This window comes from Nocardia sp. CA-290969 (assembly GCF_050936135.1).
Lineage (GTDB): Bacteria > Actinomycetota > Actinomycetes > Mycobacteriales > Mycobacteriaceae > Nocardia.
In genome coordinates, this window is the sequence record NZ_JBNJNJ010000001.1 from 4,065,793 (window position 1) to 4,083,553 (window position 17,761).

Below are 17,761 nucleotides of genomic sequence, written 5' to 3' on the forward strand. Positions count from 1 at the left end.
TTATCGCCGGGCCCGTCCGCGCAGGGCTTCGAGCCGTTCCCGGTGTTCCGGCGACTGCATGGTCACCACCTCGGCCGCGAAACCCGCCTGCAACGGGCCGGCCAGCGCCTGCGAAAGATACATGTTCACCACACGTTTGGTGCTGCTCAGCGCGTTCTGCGGTTGTTTCGCCAAGCGGTCGGCGAGGCTGCGGGCGGCCGCAAGCAACTCGCCGGCGGGCACCACCCGGCTGGCCAGCCCGAGTTCCACCGCGGTGGCGGCGTCGATCCGGTCGCCGGTGTAGAGGTATTCGCGGGTGCGCAGAATCGGGGTCAGCAGCGGCCAGAACGCCGCGCCCCCGTCACCGGCCACCAGCCCGACCGCCACGTGCGGGTCGGCGAGGTGGGCGCGGTCGGAGATGAGCACGATATCGCACAGTATCGCGATACTGGCGCCCAAACCCACCGCCGGACCGTTGACGGCGGCGATCACCGGCAGCGGACAGCGCAGCAGTTCCTCGATGATCTCCGCGCCTTCGCGGATGCTCTCGTCGCGGGCCACCGGGTCGTCGAGGAACGAGGTGATCCAGTCCAGGTCGCCGCCGGCGCTGAAGGCCCGGCCCGCGCCGGTCAGGATCACCACTCGTGCCTCGGTATCGGCGGCGAGCTGCCGCCAGACCTGGGCCAGCGCCCGGTGCAGATCCGCGTTCACCGCGTTCAGCTCGTCCGGGCGGTTGATGGTGACCGTGCGCACCGGGCCGTCGGCGGTGACGGTGAGCACCTCGGGCAGGTCGTATCGCATAGTGCCTCACACTCCCGCCGGGTCGGAGAACAAACCGGCCAGACCGCGGCGGCCGATCCGGCTCGTCAACGCTTCCTCGGTACCCACCGCGCCGACCGGTAACCGGCGCAGCGGCAGACTGTAACGGGACAGCCAGGACAGTGTGGTCTCATCGCAGAAACCGACGGCACCGTGCAACTGATGCGCCACCCGGAACACGATATCGGCGGCCTCGATCGCGGCGAGCCGTAACGCCAGCGCATCGTCGACCGCCTCCGCGCGACCGGACTGGATACTCCACAGCGCGTACCGGGCCAGCACATCGAGTCCCCGCCGCTCGACCTCGGCATCGGTGAGCTGGAACTGCACCCCCTGGAATTCGGCCAGCGGCCGCCCGAACTGCTCGCGGATCCGCACATGGGTGCGGGCCAGTTCCAGCGCGCGGTCCAGCATGCCCAGCAGCGTCCAGCACGGCAGGGTCAGGGCGAGCGCGAGATCACCGCGGCCGTCACCGTCCAGCGGACGGACGTCCAAGGGGACCACGAAGGCCGATTCCCGGGCCGCGGCCATGGGCACTCCCGGAGCAGCCGCCCCACGCACCCCTTCCAACGAGACGGTCGCCCAGCGCAGGTCGATTCCTTCCACCGCACCCGCGGGCTCGACATCGGCGACCACGATCAGCCCGTCGTAGCCGGGATCGTCGGGGCGGGACAGCCGCTCGGCCACCGGGTACGGCGCCGCCCAGTACCCGGTGGCGCGGCATACCGCGGCCGCGGCCTCGAGCTCCACCGGATCCCGCCGCGGCGCCAGCTCCCACACTCCGAGATCGCCCAGCACCGGCTCGACCAGGCCGCCCCGGGCAGCGGGATCGCGTTCCGCGCGCTGGACGAGTTCGTCGCCCCCGGCCGCGCCCAGCGCGCGCACCACTTCGCGGCCGAATTCCTGCGCCTCCGCGGCCAGTTCGAGTTGCACCCGGTGGGTGCCCTCGGCGGTCGATGTACTCACGCTGTCCTCCTCCGCCGACCGCGGTAGCCCCGCCGATTGTGGGCGGCACTCGAATCTTCGCCCGGTACCCGGTGGGCGGCCGCGCGCTCCCCGGTCGTCTCGCGACGCCGGATCCGGCGGGAAGGCTGTTGTGCCCCGGATTCCGGCGCGCGGTGCGCATCGCCGGAAATCCCGTGTGTGGTTGCCGCGCACCGCGTCTCAGAGCGGACCTGCGCTGGTGGTGTCCGGACCGCGGACCGCGGACCCGGGCCGACGGTGTAGCACTCTCCGCCCAGCGGTCCAGAACTGTCCGCCGTCTCGACCACAGGCTGCGATGCGCCCGGCTGGGCTGTCCGGTGAATCGGCTCGACACCCAACGCGCACGGCGTAGACACGCGGCAGCGCTCCCTTGCACCGGCCGGCTCACTCATACGCCGGCCCGCGGCCGCTCTCGCCGGACGCGGTCCGGCCCGACCGTGCTGCCGCACCCGCGCTCCCCGATCCGGACAGCAGTTCCCGTGCCAGCAGAATGCGCTGTACTTCGATACTGCCGGAGGCCACGGTGGCGGCATTGGCATAACGCCAGTGGTCGTGGACCGCCCGCCGGTACCGGCGCCGGGCATCGTTGTCGGCGGGGACCGCCGCGGTGAGTTCCACCAGGACTTCGGCGCTCTCCTGGTCCAGGCGGGTCACCGCGATCCGGTACGCGGCCGCGTCGCCCGGCGCGACGGTACCCGAATCCTGCAGTGAGACAACCTGATAAGCGAGCAGTCTGGCGCGCCGGCAGCGGGTGAGCATTCGGGCCCAGCGGCCGCGCAGGGCCGCGGGGATATCGTCCCAGCGGTCGCCGAGCACCTCGGGTGCGGCGTGCAGGAGTCGTTCACAGCGGGCGTAGCGGGCGATACCCACCCGTTCGAAAGCCAGCACTTCCTGGACGACCGACCAGCCGTTGCCCACCTCGCCGAGTACATCGGCCTCGGTCGCGCGGACACCGTCGAAAAACACTTCGTTGAGATGGTGCGGCCCGAGCATCGCGTCGATGGGCCGCACGGTGATTTCCGGATCCGACATCGGCAGCAGAAAGACGGTGAGCCCGTGCTGTTTACGACCCTCGCTCGAGGTCCGGGCCAGCAGGAAACACCATTGCGCCATGGTGGCGTAGGATGTCCAGATCTTCTGGCCCGAAATGGACCAGCCGTCGCCGTCGGGGCGGGCCGTGGTGCGCAGCGACGCGAGGTCGGAACCGGCCTCGGGTTCACTGAACCCCTGGCACCAGATCACCTCACCGCGCGCGATGGGCGGCAGGTGTTTACGCTGCTGTTCCGGCGTTCCGTGCCGCATGATGGTCGGCCCGACCCAGTTGACACCCATGTACTGCGCGCCGCGTGGTTCGTGCTGCGCCCACATCTCCTCGCGCACCACGGTCTGTTCCCAGATCGAAGCGCCGCGCCCGCCGAACTCCTCCGGCCAGGCCAGGCACAACAACCCACGTTCGGCCAGGGTCGCGCAGAAGCGTTGAGCGACAGCGAGATCGGCGGGATCATCGGTGAAGGCACCCAGATAGCCGGCGGGGACCTCGTCGGCGATCAACCGGCGGATCTCTCCGCGGAGCTCCCCGGCGGTCGCACCCATCGTGAAGTCCATGGGCGTACATTACGTCAATCCTAACAAGGATTGCAATGTTTACCGGGTTGGGTAGCCGGTAGGCCGAGGCCGCGCCGGACCCCGCGTGTCCGCCGCTTCCCACCGGCCGCTCAGCGCCCTTCCGGCACTCCCGGCCCGGATGCCGGATCCGCCGCCGCGGCAGCCGCCGACAGGCAGAAATCCACCAGTCGCTCGACCTCCGCGGGGTCCGGCTCGGTGGCCGCCCACAGATGCTCCGACAGTTTGCCCACCGCCGCGTAGGCGAGCAGCCCGGCGCAGTACTCCGGTTCGCGCACACCGAGTTCCCGCAACGGCTCGTGCAGCAGGACGGCGAGCCGCCGGGGCGCCGATCCGGCCTGGCCGGCCACCAGATCCGCACCGAGCGCGCCGGTCTGGCACAGCACCGCCCGGGTATCGGCCGCACTTCCCGATTCCGCCTGCGCCAGAATCGCCGCGACCCAGCTCCGTACCCGATCCCGGGGTCGCGATTGCTTCGCCATCCGGTGCGCGACATAGTCCGCCAGCCGTTCCGCGCCATCGGCCAGCACCGCCGCCATCAACTCATCCTTGGACCGGAAATGGCGATAGAACGCGTCGTTGGACAGTCCGGCGGCGGCCACGATATCGGCCACCCGCGGCCGCGCGTTCGGGCCGCACCGCCGCACCTGATCAAGGGTCGCATCCAGCAGCCGGCGGATCTCGCCGGCGTATTCGGCTTCCCGTTCGGCCACCGCCTTCCGGGCGATCCGGCCGACCAGCCCCGATTCCGGAAGAATTGCATTCTTGTCCACAAGAAGGATATTCTCACCAAACGAGAGGAGGCGCAAATGGCATGGGATTTCGAGACCGAACCCGACTTCCAGGCGAAACTGGACTGGGCCGATACGTTTGTCCGGGACGAGGTGGAACCACTCGACCTCATCTGGCCGCATCAACAGTTCGTGCCGCTGGAGGGCGCCCGCCGGGCGGCGATCGATCCGCTCAAACAGCGGGTCCGGGAGCAGGGCCTCTGGGCGACCCATCTGGGTCCCGACTTGGGTGGCCAGGGTTACGGACAGCTGAAACTCGCGCTGCTCAACGAGATCCTGGGCCGTAGTTCCTGGGCGCCGATCGTCTTCGGCTGCCAGGCTCCGGATACGGGTAACGCCGAGATCATCGCCCACTACGGCACCGAGGCGCAGAAGCAGAAGTATCTGCGGCCGTTGCTCGACGGCGAACTGTTCTCCTGCTACTCGATGACCGAACCCCAGGCCGGCGCGGATCCGACACTGTTCCGCACCCGGGCCGAACGCGACGGCGACGACTGGGTGATCAACGGCCGGAAGTTCTTCTCCTCCAACGCCCGTACCGCGGCGTTCCTGATCGTCATGGCGGTGACCGACCCGGCCGTGAGCCCCTACAAGGGCATGTCGATGTTCCTCGTCCCCGCCGATACCCCGGGAATCGAGATCGAACGCAATATCGGGCTGGCCGGGGAGCCACTGAACGACGGCTCACACGCGCTCATCCATTACAACAACGTCCGGGTACCCGCCGAAGCCCTCCTCGGCGGCGAGGGCCAAGCTTTCGTGATCGCGCAGACGCGGCTCGGCGGCGGGCGCATCCATCACGCCATGCGCACGATCGGCCTGGCGCAGAAGGCGCTGGACATGATGTGCGAACGAGCGCTGAGCCGCGAAACAGCCGGCAGCCGCCTCGCGGACAAACAGTTCGTCCAGGGCTATATCGCCGACTCCTATGCCCAGCTCAAACAGTTCCGGCTGATGGTGCTGTACACGGCCTGGGAGATCGACAAATACAACGACTACAAGAAGGTCCGCAAGGATATCGCCGCGGTGAAGGTCGTGATGCCGGCCGTCCTGCACGATATCGCCTGGCGGGCCATGCAGGTACACGGCGCCCTCGGCACCACCAACGAGATGCCGTTCTTCACCATGATCCACGGCGCCGGGGTCATGGGGCTGGCCGACGGACCCACCGAGGTCCACAAGATGACCGTCGCCAAACAAGTGCTGCGCGATTACCGCCCCAGCGACGACGACTGGCCCACCGAATGGATACCCCGGCGACTCGAGGCGGCCCGCGCCAAATACGCCGAATACCTGAACGCAGAGGCGGACAACCTGTGATCGACTTCGCGCCACTGGCGAAATGGATGGACGAGTCCGGACTTCCGGGCAAGGGCGAACCGCTGCGGACCCGGTTTCTCTCCGGCGGTACACAGAACGAGATCTATGAGATCACCCGCGGCGAACACCGGTGTGTACTCCGCATCCCGCCCGCCCACGCCCCGGCCGACCGGGACAAGGGCATCGTGCGGGAATGGCGGATCATCGAAGCCCTGGACGGCACCGATGTGCCGCATACGCCCGCCGTCGCAGTCTGCACCGACACCTCCGTGCTCGGCCGCACTTTCTATCTGATGGGTTTCGTGGACGGCTGGTCGCCGATGGATCTGCGCCGGGTCTGGCCGGCGCCGTTCGATACCGACCCCGCCGCCCGCGCGGGCCTGTCCTACCAGCTCGCCGAGGGTATCGCCCTGTTGTCCAAGGTGGATTGGCGCGAGCGCGGCCTGCACGATCTGGGCCGGCCGGACGGGTTCCACGAACGCCAGGTCGCCCGGTGGACCGGGTTCTTCGAACGGATCAAGGGCCGCGAATTGGAGGGGATGGACACCGCGACCCGCTGGCTGCGCGACCACCGCCCGCTGGATTACATTCCCGGCCTCATGCACGGCGACTACCAGTTCGCCAATGTCATGTACCGCCACGGCGCCCCCGCGCGGCTCGCCGCGATCGTGGACTGGGAGATGGGCACGGTCGGCGATCCGAAACTGGATCTGGCGTGGATGGTCCAGGGCTGGCCGGAGGATACGTCGGTGCCCGACGAGTCCGGTTATGTGGATATGCGCGATATGCCGTCCCGCGATCAGGTGGTGGCGCATTATGCGGAAGTGTCCGGACGCCAGGTCGACGATCTCGACTACTACCTGGTGCTCGCCAAATGGAAACTCGCCATCGTTCTGGAACAGGGTTTCCAGCGCGCGGGCGACGATGTGAAATTGCAATCCTTCGGCCCGATCGTGCCCGAACTCATGCGCTCGGCCGCCGAACTCGCGGAAACGACGGGGTACCGCTCATGAGTGATGACGAATTCCTGGTGGACAACCGCGGCGCGGTCACGATTCTCACCCTGAACCGCCCGCAGGCCCGCAATGCCCTCAACGGGAACCTGATCGCCGGCATCGGTGCGACGGTGCTGGCCGCCGAGAAAGATCCCCAGATCCGGGCTCTCGTGCTCACCGCTGCCGGGGAGAAGGCGTTCTGTTCGGGTATGGATCTGCGGGCGTTCTCCGGCGGCGAGGACATCGGGTTCGGCGATACGCCGGAGAACCGGGCCTTCCAGCGCCTCACGCGGGGCAAGGTGGAGGTTCCCGTGATCGGCGCCGCCAACGGTACAGCCGTGGGCGGCGGGCTGGAACTGCTGCTGGGCTGCGATCTGATCGTTGCCGCCGATACCGCGAAATTCGGGCTCCCGGAGGTACAGCGCGGACTCTTCCCCGGTGGCGGCGGCACCTATATCGCCGAGCGCATACCCCTCGGCATCGCCTTGCAGCTCACGTTGACCGGCGAATTCTTCACGGCCGCCCGCGGATACGAGATCGGCCTGTTCAACGCGGTGACGCCGGCGGACCAGGTACTCGGCACCGCGATCGCGTTCGCCGAACGGATCGCCGCCAACGGACCGCTGGGTGTCGCGGCCTGTAAGGAACTCGTACGCCTCTCGGTCACCGACCCGGCCGCGGCGACCGAACGGCTGCGGCACTGGCAGAGCGTGGTCTTCGCCAGCGCCGACGCCAAAGAGGGCGCTACGGCGTTCATGGAGAAGCGAGAGCCGGTGTGGCAGGGGAAATGACCGTCCGGGCGGTGGTCTGTCCCGAATACGGGACACCCGACGTCCTGCGGCTCGAGCAGCGCCCCGCGCCCGTACCCAGCACGGGGCAGGTCCGGGTGCGGGTACATGCCGCGGCCGTCAACTTTCCCGATGTGCTGTTGATCGGCGGGAAGTACCAGATCACCGTGCCACCGCCTTTCGTCCCCGGCAGTGAATTCGCCGGGGAGGTGGTCGAATCGGGACTCGATTGCGCGGGCTTCGCGGCCGGTGATCGGGTCACCGGCACCGGCCTCTACGGTGCCTTCGCCGATCAGGTCCTCTGCCCCGCGGCGAATCTCACCCGGATCCCGGACGGGGTGGACTATCACACGGCGGCCGCGTTCGGCGTCGCCTACCGCACCGCCTACCACTCGTTGCGCTCGGTGGCGCGGATTCGCCCGGGCGACACCGTGATCGTGCTCGGTGCGGGCGGCGGGGTGGGCCTGGCGGCGGTGCAGTTGGCGGTGACGCTCGGCGCGGAAGTGGTCGCGGTGGCGTCCTCGGCCGCCAAACTGGCCACCGCTCACTCCTACGGCGCGACCCACCTGATCGACCACCGCAACGGCGACCTGCGCGAACAACTCCGTACCGCCGTCCCCGACGGCGCCGCCGCCGTCCTCGATCCGGTCGGTGGCGACCTGTCCGAACCCGCCCTGCGTTCCCTGGCTCGCGGTGGACGTTTCGTCACCATCGGCTACGCCGCCGGCACCGTCCCCCGCATCCCGCTGAATCTGGTGCTGGTCAAAGGACTGCACATCCTCGGTTTCCAGTTCCGGGACATTCCGCCGGAGGAATTCACCCGGAACGAGGAAGAACTCACCGGCCTGCTGAGCTCCGGCCGCGTCTCACCCCATATCGGTGCTGTGTTCCCCCTCGAACAGGCGGCCGCGGCGCTGCACGAAGTCGCAGCCGGGCGCGCGGTCGGCAAGATACTGCTCGATCTGGACACCTGAGCATCGACGGGACATCGGATTCGCCCCCGGGACACACCTTGCTCGACATGCGGCCGGGCCGGGTCCACGGAATTCGAAGTCGCCTTCGCCATTGCGGAGAGATCTCCCCGCAATGCCCGGGTTCCGCGGTTTCGGCTTGTCCACGAGCCCGGCTGCCCCGCGGCGGGCGGCGCGGCCCGCGACCGATGAGTTCGGTGTCGCCGGCTCGTCCGTATAACGGGAAGGTCCTACTTCCGAGCCGGCGACGCGGACCCCGGCGCCCGCCGGCCGGCCGCTACGGGGTGCGGGAGTGAACATGGGCAGGGTCGCGTGGGGGTTCACGTGCTCGATCGACGGCTTCATCGCCGGACCGGGGCACGATATGAGCTGGTTGTCGGCCACGGAACCCTCCGCCGAGGGCACCACGGAGGGCTTGGCCGCGAATGTCGCCGTGATCATCTCCGGCCGGGCCGGCTACGACGCGGCGATCGCCCAGCGCGACGAACGGGACGAGCTGACCTCGGCGGCCTACGGGGGCGCGTGGTCGGGGACCGAGTTCATCCTCACCCACCGCCCGGAGGAGCTCGCCGATGATCCCACCGTCGTCGCGCTGAACTGCGATATCCGGGAGGCGATCCGGCGCGCCCAGGAGATCGCCGGCGACCGCGACATCCAGATCATCAGCGCCGATATCGCGCGCCAGGCGCTCGAACACGACCTGATCGACGAACTGCAGGTTTTCGTCGCGCCGGTCTTCCTCGGTGACGGTATCCGCATCTTCGACGTTCCGGGCGGCCGCCGGATCGACTGGGAACTGGCCGAGATCTACGACCACAGCCCGCGCAGCTTCGGCCGCGCCTACCGCCCGAAAAGGGGTTGATCGATGGCCGCCGGGGGCGCCGGTACCGCGCCGGCCGGGCGTTGTTAGAGTCCGGGCTGTACACGTTCTCAGGGCGGGGTGGAATTCCCCACCGGCGGTAATGGCATCCGGGCCGACCCGGAGGCACGAGCCCGCGAGCGCCACCCTCCGGGGTGGGTCGAGCAGATCCCGGTGCGATTCCGGAGCCGACGGTCACAGTCCGGATGAAAGAGAACGCGGCGCCGGAGTGCCCGCGCGCGGGCCGCTCCTGTTCGCGTTGCCATGCCCTGGGTGACATAGCGAAGAGGAGTACATATGTCGCCCACCCCGAACCGCATCGCTCTCGTCGCCGCCCGCTGGCACGCCGATATCGTCGACCGGGCGGTGCAGTCGTGCCGGGCCCGGCTCGCCGAGCACGGATTCACCGAGGTCGAAGTCGTCGAAGTACCCGGGGCCTTCGAGATCCCACTACGTATCAAACGGCTGGCCGCCACCGGCCGCTACGCCGCGCTCGCGGGCTGCGCGCTGGTGGTCGACGGTGGTATCTACCGGCACGATTTCGTGGCGTCGACCGTGGTGGACGCGCTCATGCGGATCCAGCTCGAGACCGACGTCCCGGTGTTCTCGGCGGTGCTCACCCCGCATCATTTCCACGAGCACACCGAGCATCTGACGTACTTCACGCGGCATTTCGAGATCAAGGGCACCGAACTGGCCGACGCCGTCGCGGCCACCGTTCACGGGGAGGTTGCGGTGCCGTCGAAATAGGCGGCGGTCAGTTTCGCACGGTCGGCGAGCAGCTGTCCGGCGGCGCCGGACAGCACCACCCGCCCGTGGTTGAGCACGATCGCGCGGTCGGATACGGCGAGCGCGAGTTCGACGTGTTGTTCCACCAGCAGGACCGCGATACCTTCCGCGCGGGCGATCTCGCGGATCGCGGGCAGGATGTTCCGGACGACCATCGGCGCCAGGCCCAGGCTCATCTCGTCGACCATGAGCACCTTCGGCCGCGCCACCAGCGCCGCGGCGATGGCCAGCATCTGCTGCTCACCACCGGACAGCAGACCCACCTTCCGCCCGCGCAGACCTTCCAGCGCGGGGAACCGGGCGAGCACCGATTTCTCCCGCTCCGGGTCGGGCCGCGCAGCGGCGAGGCGAAGGTGCTCCGCGACGGTCAGCGGGGCGAACAACCCGCGATCATCGGGGACCAGGCGCATTCCCCGGCGGGCCGTCCGGTAGGGCCGCCGGTGGTCGACCGGGGTGCCGAGGATCGTCGCGCGGCCGCCCATGCGCGGCAGCAGGCCGGCCAGTGTCAGCAGTGTCGTGGTCTTGCCGGCGCCGTTGGGCCCGAGCAGTGTCAGCACCTCACCGGCGGCGACGGCGAGATCCAGTCCCTGGACCGCGGGTATCCCGTGGTAACCGGCGACGAGTCGGTCGGCCACCAGCACAGCCTCAGTCATCTGTCTGCTCCATCGGCGCTCCGAGATAGGCGGCGATCACGCCCGGATCCACCCGTGCCTCGGCCGGTGTGCCGGAGAAGATGATGCGGCCGAATTCCATGACGTAGACGCGATCGCATACCCCGAGCACGAGCGAGATGTCGTGGTCGATCAGCAGCACTCCCGGACCGCGCGCGGCGACGCCGCGGACCCGTTCGGCGAAATCGCCGCTTTCCCGGCTGTCGAGCCCGGCGGCGGGTTCGTCCAGCAGCAGGATGCGGCAGTTGCCCACCAGTGCCCGCGCGACACCGGCCAGTTTCTGCTGCCCCAGCGTCAGGTCCCGGGCCGGGGTGGCACCCACCGCGCCGAGACCGACCGCGTCCAGTGCCTCGGCGACCGCCGGATCGGCCCCGTGGCGGCGACGGCCGAAGAGATCGGTGAGAACGGTCGAGAAACCGCCGGGACGCAATGCGGCCGTGACGTTTTCGGCGGCACTGAGGTTGCCGAACAGCTCACCCGATTGCCAGGTGCGCGACAGTCCTGCCCGGCGCCGCCGATGGGGCGCGAGCCGCGTCAGGTCGGCGCCGTCGAGCGTCACCGACCCTTCGGCGGCGGTGAATCCGGTGATCGCGTCGACGAACGAGGTCTTGCCGGCGCCGTTGGGTCCGATGAGCCCCACGATCTCACCGGGTTCCACTGCGAGGGTGACATTTTCGTTCGCCACCACTCCCCCGTAGCGAACCGTCAGATTCTCGGTCGACAGCCCCTCGCTCATGGTCGGCCCACCGCCTCTCGCGCACGGTCTGTGGTGTGCGGGCCGGCCGCCGGCGCCACCGGCCGCCGGCGAGCGCGCAGGCGATCCGCGACCCGGCCGGCCTCGCCGGCCATACCGACCGGGTTGAGGACGGCGGTGACGATAAGCGCGATACCGGAGATCAGCGCGTAGTAATCGCCGAGCTCGAGCACCTCGTGGATCAGCACGTAGAGAATTCCGAGCGGGCCGAGGACACCTGCGATGGCGGCCCCGCTGAACGAGGTGATGCCACCGAGGTAAGCGACCGCGAGCACCTGCAGGCCCACGAATACGGTGAACGATTCCGCGGACAATTGCCCGGCGCTGTAGCCGATCAGGCACCCCGCCAGGCCGGCGATGAACGCCGAGAGGCCGAATCCGAGGAGTTTCGTGCGCCGCACATCGATACCCACCGAGGCGGCGGCCCGCTCGTTCGCTCGCACCGCGAGAAACGTGCGGCCGGTATCCCCCGCGGCGAGCCGGATGAACGCCCAGACGACGAGGGCGGCGAGGACGAGCACCATCAGCGAGAACGGCAGCCGGGCGATCTCGCTGCCCGCGCGGACGCCGAGGTTCAGCCCGAACAGGTCCGGGTTCGCGATCGGATTCCCCGAGGCCGGCGTCAAACTGTAGTTGTTGAACACGAATCGTTCGATGGCCAGCGCGGCCGCGATCGTCACGATGGCGAGCTGGGCGCCGCGGATCCGGAACGCGGGCAGGGCGACCAGCATCCCGAGGAACGCCGCGACCAGCGCGCTGAGCAGCACCGCGAGCAGCATCGGCATATTCCAGTCGGTGGTGAGCTTCGACAGGGTGAACCCCGCGGCGCCGGCGAACGCGGTCTGCGCCAGCGATATCTGGCCGAGATAGCCGGTGATCACCACATACGACAGTGCGAGCAGCATCAGGATTATCGAGTAGGTGAGCCCGAACCGATAGGTGCTCGAAGCCACCGCCAGTACGACACCCAGCACCACGAGCAGGGCGAGCGCCGGAACCGGGCGGAAAACCGGAGTTTTCACATCCGGCAGTTTGATCGTCTGCAGCGCTCCCCGGGACGGCAACCTGCTACCGAACACCAGCAGGATCACGATGACCACCACGAACGGGACCACCTGGTCCAGTCCCGACGCCGCCCACACCGGCCACCACTCCTTGCCGGTGAAGAGATTCACCAGGGATTGGAAGGCACCCAATAGCAGTGCGGCGAGAGCGAGCACACCGATCGACTCCATCCGGGCCACCAGCAGCACCGCCAGCGCCGGCACGACGAGCAACGTGTAATTCTGTGGGTTGAGCCCGGTCAGACTCGACCCGAGCATCACCCCGAGGGTGCCGACAACCGCCGCCCCGACCGTGGCGATCGCCGCCAGCCTATCCGGCGAGAAGCCGAGCAGGGTGGCGCCGCGCTCGTTCGCCGCCGCCGCCCGCGTCGCCGCGCCCAGCCGGGTGAACCGGAAATACGCCCAGATCAGCACCGAGGTCGTCAGCATGATCGCCGCCATGACGAGTTCGGCGGAGGAGAGCCGGGTACCGAACAATTCCACCGAACCCGACGGGATCAGTTCGTCGACGGGAATATTGTTCGGGCCGAACCGGATCACCACCAGCGCCTGCATCGTCAGCATCAACGCGACGGAAACGACCACCTGCGCCAGCGCCGGTGCGTGGCGGACCGGGCGGAAAACCAGGTAATGCGTGAGCAGTCCGACCGCGACAGCCGAAACCAGCCCGATCGAAACGGACACCCCCATCGGCGGTGGCTCCGGGAAACGCACACTCCCGATCGGCAGCACCAGCGTGCCGTCCCGGCCGAGCTGCGCGAACACGTACGCGCCCCACATCGCCGTGGCGCCCTGCGCGAAATTGATGATCCCCGTCGCCCGGTAGACCAGCAGCAGGCCGTTCGCCAGGCCGATGTAGACGGCCCCGAGCCCGAGGCCGAGCACTACGAACTGTAGATACGTATCCATCGGAATGCTCCGCTACCGCCGGCGATCAGGGCTTCGGCAGCGCGGACAGATCCAGATCGACGTACCCCGCCTCGTTCACCGGGGCGAGCGTGCCGTCCTGCTGGACCTCGAAGAAGATCGCCTGCGCGTTGCAGGTGGTCGCGACATCGGGCCACTGTTTGCCGTCGCAGGTCACGGTGGGGCCCGCGAACGATTCGAAATCGGTGACCTTCTCGAAGGCCGCGGTCACCGACTGCGCCGTGATCTCCTGCGTACCGGCCGCGTTCAGGACATTCGCGATATTCACCAGCGCGGCGAATGTGTACAGCGAGCGGGACGACAGTTCTTCCCCGTGCCCCACGGCCTGCATGGACATCTCGAAGATATCCAGCTCTTCCTGGACCTTCGGCGGCGCCGATTCCTTCGCGAGCGGGACCCACAGCCGCGGCTGGGTGACGATACCCGCGCCCTGCGCCCCCATCTCGTCGATGAACTGGGAGCACGAACCCGCGAGAATCGTGCCGTCGTATCCCTGCCGCCGCAATGCGGTGAACAATGCCGTGCAGGCGTCCTCGGGCAGTGCGATCACCCCGGCGACATCCGGTGTGTCCGAGATCTGGGTCGCCGCGACGACATTGAGATTCGCCCCCGCGGCGGGCGGATACTGCACCTTGATATCGATGCCCAGGTTCTCGGCGATGGGCCGGATCAGATCGTCGACGTAGGCGTGACTGGTCGGCGATTCGTTGACCGCCAGCGACGCCGATTTCTTACCCATCGAATCGAACAGCGTCATACTGCTCAGCGACGCGAACGAAACCGGGCCGGTGAAGTAGAAGGCCTTGCCGTAACCGGCCTTGTCGGCGACGAAGGATCCGGCCAGCGTACCGATGATCGGGATATTCGCCGACCCCAGAATCGGCACCGCCGCGCCCATACTCTGGTCCACCGCATCGATGACGAGCGGAACCTTTTTCGATACGAACCCGTTCGCGCAGTTGATCGATGTCTCCGGGCTGCCGTCGCCGCTGCATACATCCACCTCGACGGGACGTCCGTGGATTCCGCCCAGCACCTCGTTGATGTAGTACTCGGCCGCTTCGATCCCGAACCCGCTCTGCGGGTACGCCGTGGCACCCTTCAGCGGCGCCTGCGCGCCCACGACAATGGGTTCACCGGTGGCCGCGGTACCGCTGAGCTCGTCGCCCGCGCCCGAACCGCCACACGCCGAAAGTACCAGCGCCGCGGCAAGACCCAGCACGCCCATCGGAAAGATCTTCTTCACGTCTGCCATCCATCATCGACCGTGCCGCGTTTCCGATTCCGGGAAGTTGCCCAGCGCGTGGACGTGGTTGCCGACGGCAGCCGGGGCCGGCCGGCGCACCGAACCGGCAGCCGACCCGAGTTCCGGGAACGACAGCGGAAATACCTGGCTGACAGGCGTTCCCGGCGCGCGGGACCGACTTTCAGCGTGATCGACATTACATCAATCCTGTCAAGGATAACAAGGTTTGCTGGCCGAATTCCGGACGAACCGGACCAGCTCGAGCGCGGGAATTTTTCCGGGCCGCGGCGGTTGTCCGCAGAGTCGTCGCGCGGTCCGGCCGGATCGCGCCGCGCCCCGACTCGGAAGGCAGAGCATGAAGTTCGCCGTCAGCTACAGCACCGCCCACCTGGGCGCAGACCCGGATCGGATCGCGGACTATGCGCGGTACGCGGAGGAGTACGGGTTCGAGGGGCTGTATCTGCCCGAGCATCTCGTACTGCATCCGGGTGCGCAGTTGCACGGGTTCGAGGTCCCGCCCACGCTGCCGTTCCTCGACCCGCTCGAGACGCTCGCCTACGTCGCGGCGGCCACCGATCGGCTCCTACTGGGTACCGGCGTTCTGCTACTGCCCTACCGGAACCCCGTGGTCCTGGCCAAACAGCTGGCGACCATCGACGTCCTGTCCAAGGGACGGATGCGCCTGCTGACCGTGGGAGTGGGCGCGCTCCCCGCCGAAGCGGCGGCCACCGGGGTCGACTTCCGCACCCGGGGCCGCCGGGCCGACGAGGCCATCGACATCCTGCGGCTGCTGTGGTCCGGCGACGAGACCGGTGTTTCGTTCCACGGCGACTTCTTCACCTTCGACAACCTCGTGCAGTTCCCGAAGCCGTATCGCGCCACCACACTGCCGATCCATATCGGCGGGTCGAGCCGCCCGGCCGCCCGCCGCGCCGGATCACGTGGCGACGGCTACTTCGCCGGCGGTGCGTTGCTCCCGGACGAGCGGATGTCGCAGTGGGAGCTGGCGCGCGCGACGGCCACCGAAGCCGGCCGGGATCCGGGCCGGCTCGAATACACCCGCTGGAGCGGTTTCGATATGACCGAAGAACGACTCGCGGCCTTCACCGCGCAGGGCGTGGACCGGGTGGTGATGAGCGCGAGTTCGGCGGACCCGGGCGAGCAGCGCGACGAACTCGCCGGCTTCGCCGAACGATTTCTCACCCGGTGACACCGGAAAACCCGGCCGGTCGATTGCCGGAGGCCGGGTCCCTCCGGAGCCGGCTCGGCCCGGCAACACACCGCATCGCCCGGGGAGGGAACCGGGAGCTCAGACCGCGCGGACCAGCGCCTGGCGGCCCCGCAAGTCGGCCAGCAGCACCTCACCGCTGTGGAATGTTTCGACGGCTTCGTCGGCTCGCTCCGGAATTCCGGCGGCGGCGAGCGCGCAGCGTTTGAACGCCTGGGCGGCGGTACTCAGGCGGTGATGCGCCGTGGCGACCCGGCGGGCGAGTTCGTCGGGGAGGTCGTCGCCCCAGACGGAGAGTTCGGCCAGACCTTTGTCGAGGCAGTCCAGGGCGCCTTTGCGGACCCATTCGTGCGAGACGAAAACATCGGGTGCCAGCAGGACGCTCTCCGGCCAGGTGTCGTGCACAGGCGAGGCCATCGCGGTGGTCAGGTCGAGGACGGTGGCGCCGAGGATCTCCAGCGGGCGGACATCGTCGTGTTCGGTGAGTACGGCGACGACCTCCCAGCCGCCCATCATCCGGTCGAAGATGAAACCGCCCGCGTACTGCACCGCGTCCACGGTGTTCGGGGCCACGATCGCCAGCCGGTGCCGCAGCGGATGCCGCCGGGCGTGGGCGCGCACGATATCGACCGGATGGAGGCCGGCGCCGACCCCGCATTCCGTCTCCAAAGGGCAATCAGCCTGTTCATCCCGCGAACCGATCACCGGGTACTCCGTTCGATAAACCAACTGCTGAAACAGTAGGGTCGAACGCGGCTCTGTGACGCACATCTCACCGAAATATCCAGTGTGCTATACATCACAAACCGAGGTCTTTGGCAATGATAACTTTCATGACCTCGCTGGTACCGGCATAGATCCGGGCGACGCGGGCATCGGTGTAGAGCCGGGCGATCGGATACTCCATCATGTAGCCGTACCCGCCGAACAATTGCAGGCAGCGGTCCACGACCCGGGCCTGGGTTTCGGTGGCGAACAGTTTCACCCGGGCGGCATCCGCACCGGAGAGCTGCCCCTCGACCAGATCCAGCACCGCCCGGTCCACCATGGTCTGCGCCGCCTCGACCTCCGCCGACATCGCAGCGAGTTCGAACTTGGTGTTCTGGAACGACGCCACCGGTGTCCCGAAGGCCTTGCGTTCCTTCACATAATCGATGGTCGCTGTCACCGCGGCGCGCGCCTGCGCCACCGAGCCCACCGCCACCGTCATCCGTTCCTGCGGCAGGTTGTGGCCCAGATAGCCGAAGGCGACGCCCTCCTCCCCCAGCCGGTTGGCCACCGGCACCCGGACATCGGTGAACGACAACTCCACCGTGTCCTGGACCTTGCAGCCCATCTTGTCCAGCACCCGGCCGCGGGTGAACCCGGGCATTCCGCCCTCCACCACGAGCAGCGTGAGCCCGGCACGCCGGTTCTCCGGATCGGTACCGGTTCGCGCGACCACGATCACCAGGTCGGCGAGCAGGCCGCCGGTGATGAAGGTTTTCGCGCCGTTGAGGATGTAGTGGTCGCCGTCGCGGACGGCGGTGGTGCGGATACCCGCCAGATCGGAGCCGGTGCCGGGTTCGGTCATGGCGATGGCGGTGAGCAAGCTGCCGTCGGCCAGCCCGGGGAACCAGCGGGCCCGCTGCTCCGGGTCGGCGTATTCGAGGAAGTACGGCAGGATCACATCCAGCTGGGTACGGACCGTACTCAAGGTGACCAGCGCCCGCTGCGCTTCCTCCTGGAGCACCACGTTGTAGCGGTAGTCGCGGGTTCCCATACCGCCGTATTCCTCGGGGACGGCCGTGCCGAGCAGCCCGAGACCGCCGAGTTGGCGGAACACCTCGCGCGGCATCTGTCCCTGCTTCTCCCACTCGGGATAGTTCGGGACGATTTCTTTCTCGATGAACTCCCGCGCGAGATCCCGGAAGGCCTCGTGGTCGGGGGTGAACAGATCGCGGCGCATTGTCT

The 17,761-nt window shown here is 68.3% G+C and carries 17 protein-coding genes and 1 riboswitch; of the genes, 7 read left to right on the forward strand and 10 right to left on the reverse strand.

Annotated elements, in window-relative coordinates; all coding sequences use genetic code 11:
* From ACQEVO_RS18340 to ACQEVO_RS18355, 4 genes are all read right to left on the reverse strand, one after another.
* Nucleotides 1-780: an enoyl-CoA hydratase/isomerase family protein gene (locus ACQEVO_RS18340; RefSeq protein WP_432914852.1), complete on the reverse strand. Its 780-nt coding sequence runs from the start codon at nucleotides 778-780 to the stop codon at nucleotides 1-3.
* Nucleotides 781-786: 6 nt separating this feature from the next.
* Nucleotides 787-1,731, reverse strand: a complete 945-nt coding sequence (locus ACQEVO_RS18345) for an acyl-CoA dehydrogenase family protein (protein ID WP_432922768.1) — start codon at nucleotides 1,729-1,731, stop codon at nucleotides 787-789.
* A gap of 435 nt (nucleotides 1,732-2,166) precedes the next feature.
* On the reverse strand, nucleotides 2,167-3,387 hold the full coding sequence (locus ACQEVO_RS18350) for an acyl-CoA dehydrogenase family protein (RefSeq protein ID WP_432914854.1): 1,221 nt from the start codon (nucleotides 3,385-3,387) through the stop codon (nucleotides 2,167-2,169).
* A gap of 110 nt (nucleotides 3,388-3,497) precedes the next feature.
* Entirely contained in the window at nucleotides 3,498-4,178 is a 681-nt protein-coding gene (locus ACQEVO_RS18355) for a TetR/AcrR family transcriptional regulator (RefSeq protein ID WP_432914856.1), read from the reverse strand.
* 36 nt (nucleotides 4,179-4,214) lie between these two features.
* Between ACQEVO_RS18355 and ACQEVO_RS18360 the strand changes: the two genes are divergently transcribed.
* The 6 genes from ACQEVO_RS18360 to ACQEVO_RS18385 all read left to right on the forward strand — a co-directional run bounded on the left by ACQEVO_RS18360 (nucleotide 4,215) and on the right by ACQEVO_RS18385 (nucleotide 9,879).
* Nucleotides 4,215-5,516 carry an acyl-CoA dehydrogenase family protein gene (locus tag ACQEVO_RS18360; protein ID WP_432914858.1) on the forward strand — a complete coding sequence of 434 codons (1,302 nt, stop codon included), beginning with the start codon at nucleotides 4,215-4,217 and terminating at the stop codon, nucleotides 5,514-5,516.
* Between the two features lie 26 nt (nucleotides 5,517-5,542).
* On the forward strand, nucleotides 5,543-6,529 hold the full coding sequence (locus ACQEVO_RS18365) for a phosphotransferase family protein (protein WP_432922771.1): 987 nt from the start codon (nucleotides 5,543-5,545) through the stop codon (nucleotides 6,527-6,529).
* On the forward strand, nucleotides 6,526-7,302 hold the full coding sequence (locus tag ACQEVO_RS18370) for an enoyl-CoA hydratase-related protein (protein ID WP_432914860.1): 777 nt from the start codon (nucleotides 6,526-6,528) through the stop codon (nucleotides 7,300-7,302). The genes ACQEVO_RS18365 and ACQEVO_RS18370 overlap by 4 nt, the downstream gene beginning before the upstream one ends.
* Entirely contained in the window at nucleotides 7,299-8,273 is a 975-nt protein-coding gene (locus ACQEVO_RS18375) for an NADPH:quinone oxidoreductase family protein (RefSeq protein WP_432922775.1), read from the forward strand. Before ACQEVO_RS18370 ends, ACQEVO_RS18375 begins: the two co-directional genes overlap by 4 nt.
* Nucleotides 8,274-8,568: 295 nt before the next feature.
* On the forward strand, nucleotides 8,569-9,132 hold the full coding sequence (locus ACQEVO_RS18380; RefSeq protein WP_432914862.1) for a dihydrofolate reductase family protein: 564 nt from the start codon (nucleotides 8,569-8,571) through the stop codon (nucleotides 9,130-9,132).
* Between the two features lie 60 nt (nucleotides 9,133-9,192).
* Nucleotides 9,193-9,351, forward strand: a riboswitch (FMN riboswitch).
* 75 nt (nucleotides 9,352-9,426) lie between these two features.
* Complete coding sequence (locus tag ACQEVO_RS18385) at nucleotides 9,427-9,879, forward strand: 6,7-dimethyl-8-ribityllumazine synthase (protein ID WP_432914864.1); 453 nt, start codon at nucleotides 9,427-9,429, stop codon at nucleotides 9,877-9,879.
* Here the strand turns inward: ACQEVO_RS18385 and ACQEVO_RS18390 are convergent.
* Genes ACQEVO_RS18390 through ACQEVO_RS18405 form a run of 4 tightly spaced genes read right to left on the reverse strand, consistent with a single transcriptional unit; the run spans nucleotide 9,849 to nucleotide 14,580 of the window.
* Nucleotides 9,849-10,571 (reverse strand): ABC transporter ATP-binding protein, encoded by a 723-nt coding sequence (locus tag ACQEVO_RS18390; protein WP_432914866.1) that lies wholly within the window; start codon nucleotides 10,569-10,571, stop codon nucleotides 9,849-9,851. The genes ACQEVO_RS18385 and ACQEVO_RS18390 overlap by 31 nt on opposite strands.
* On the reverse strand, nucleotides 10,564-11,325 hold the full coding sequence (locus ACQEVO_RS18395; protein WP_432914868.1) for an ABC transporter ATP-binding protein: 762 nt from the start codon (nucleotides 11,323-11,325) through the stop codon (nucleotides 10,564-10,566). Before ACQEVO_RS18395 ends, ACQEVO_RS18390 begins: the two co-directional genes overlap by 8 nt.
* On the reverse strand, nucleotides 11,322-13,316 hold the full coding sequence (locus ACQEVO_RS18400; RefSeq protein ID WP_432914870.1) for an ABC transporter permease: 1,995 nt from the start codon (nucleotides 13,314-13,316) through the stop codon (nucleotides 11,322-11,324). Before ACQEVO_RS18400 ends, ACQEVO_RS18395 begins: the two co-directional genes overlap by 4 nt.
* A 25-nt stretch (nucleotides 13,317-13,341) precedes the next feature.
* A complete protein-coding gene (locus ACQEVO_RS18405) occupies nucleotides 13,342-14,580 on the reverse strand; it encodes an ABC transporter substrate-binding protein (protein ID WP_432914872.1) in 1,239 nt (412 codons plus the stop codon).
* Between the two features lie 355 nt (nucleotides 14,581-14,935).
* On the opposite strand from ACQEVO_RS18405, the gene ACQEVO_RS18410 reads away from it, so the two are divergent.
* A complete protein-coding gene (locus ACQEVO_RS18410) occupies nucleotides 14,936-15,790 on the forward strand; it encodes a TIGR03619 family F420-dependent LLM class oxidoreductase (RefSeq protein WP_432914874.1) in 855 nt (284 codons plus the stop codon).
* 99 nt (nucleotides 15,791-15,889) lie between these two features.
* Here the strand turns inward: ACQEVO_RS18410 and ACQEVO_RS18415 are convergent, their stop codons facing one another.
* Nucleotides 15,890-16,513, reverse strand: coding sequence for a hypothetical protein (locus ACQEVO_RS18415; RefSeq protein WP_432914876.1), 624 nt, complete (start codon nucleotides 16,511-16,513; stop codon nucleotides 15,890-15,892).
* 94 nt (nucleotides 16,514-16,607) lie between these two features.
* Entirely contained in the window at nucleotides 16,608-17,756 is a 1,149-nt protein-coding gene (locus tag ACQEVO_RS18420; RefSeq protein ID WP_432914877.1) for an acyl-CoA dehydrogenase family protein, read from the reverse strand.
* Nucleotides 17,757-17,761: the final 5 nt, after the last annotated feature.

Bases quoted from the DNA above. Each gene is read 5' to 3' on its own strand.
- ACQEVO_RS18385 (WP_432914864.1), top strand. From the start codon at position 9,427: ATGTCGCCCACCCCGAACCGCATCGCTCTCGTCGCCGCCCGCTGGCAC.
- ACQEVO_RS18420 (WP_432914877.1), bottom strand. From the start codon at position 17,756: ATGCGCCGCGATCTGTTCACCCCCGACCACGAGGCCTTCCGGGATCTC.
- ACQEVO_RS18410 (WP_432914874.1), top strand. From the start codon at position 14,936: ATGAAGTTCGCCGTCAGCTACAGCACCGCCCACCTGGGCGCAGACCCG.
- ACQEVO_RS18360 (WP_432914858.1), top strand. From the start codon at position 4,215: ATGGCATGGGATTTCGAGACCGAACCCGACTTCCAGGCGAAACTGGAC.
- ACQEVO_RS18400 (WP_432914870.1), bottom strand. From the start codon at position 13,316: ATGGATACGTATCTACAGTTCGTAGTGCTCGGCCTCGGGCTCGGGGCC.
- ACQEVO_RS18380 (WP_432914862.1), top strand. From the start codon at position 8,569: ATGGGCAGGGTCGCGTGGGGGTTCACGTGCTCGATCGACGGCTTCATC.
- ACQEVO_RS18365 (WP_432922771.1), top strand. From the start codon at position 5,543: ATGGACGAGTCCGGACTTCCGGGCAAGGGCGAACCGCTGCGGACCCGG.
- ACQEVO_RS18370 (WP_432914860.1), top strand. From the start codon at position 6,526: ATGAGTGATGACGAATTCCTGGTGGACAACCGCGGCGCGGTCACGATT.
- ACQEVO_RS18390 (WP_432914866.1), bottom strand. From the start codon at position 10,571: ATGACTGAGGCTGTGCTGGTGGCCGACCGACTCGTCGCCGGTTACCAC.
- ACQEVO_RS18350 (WP_432914854.1), bottom strand. From the start codon at position 3,387: ATGGACTTCACGATGGGTGCGACCGCCGGGGAGCTCCGCGGAGAGATC.
- ACQEVO_RS18395 (WP_432914868.1), bottom strand. From the start codon at position 11,325: ATGAGCGAGGGGCTGTCGACCGAGAATCTGACGGTTCGCTACGGGGGA.
- ACQEVO_RS18340 (WP_432914852.1), bottom strand. From the start codon at position 780: ATGCGATACGACCTGCCCGAGGTGCTCACCGTCACCGCCGACGGCCCG.
- ACQEVO_RS18375 (WP_432922775.1), top strand. From the start codon at position 7,299: ATGACCGTCCGGGCGGTGGTCTGTCCCGAATACGGGACACCCGACGTC.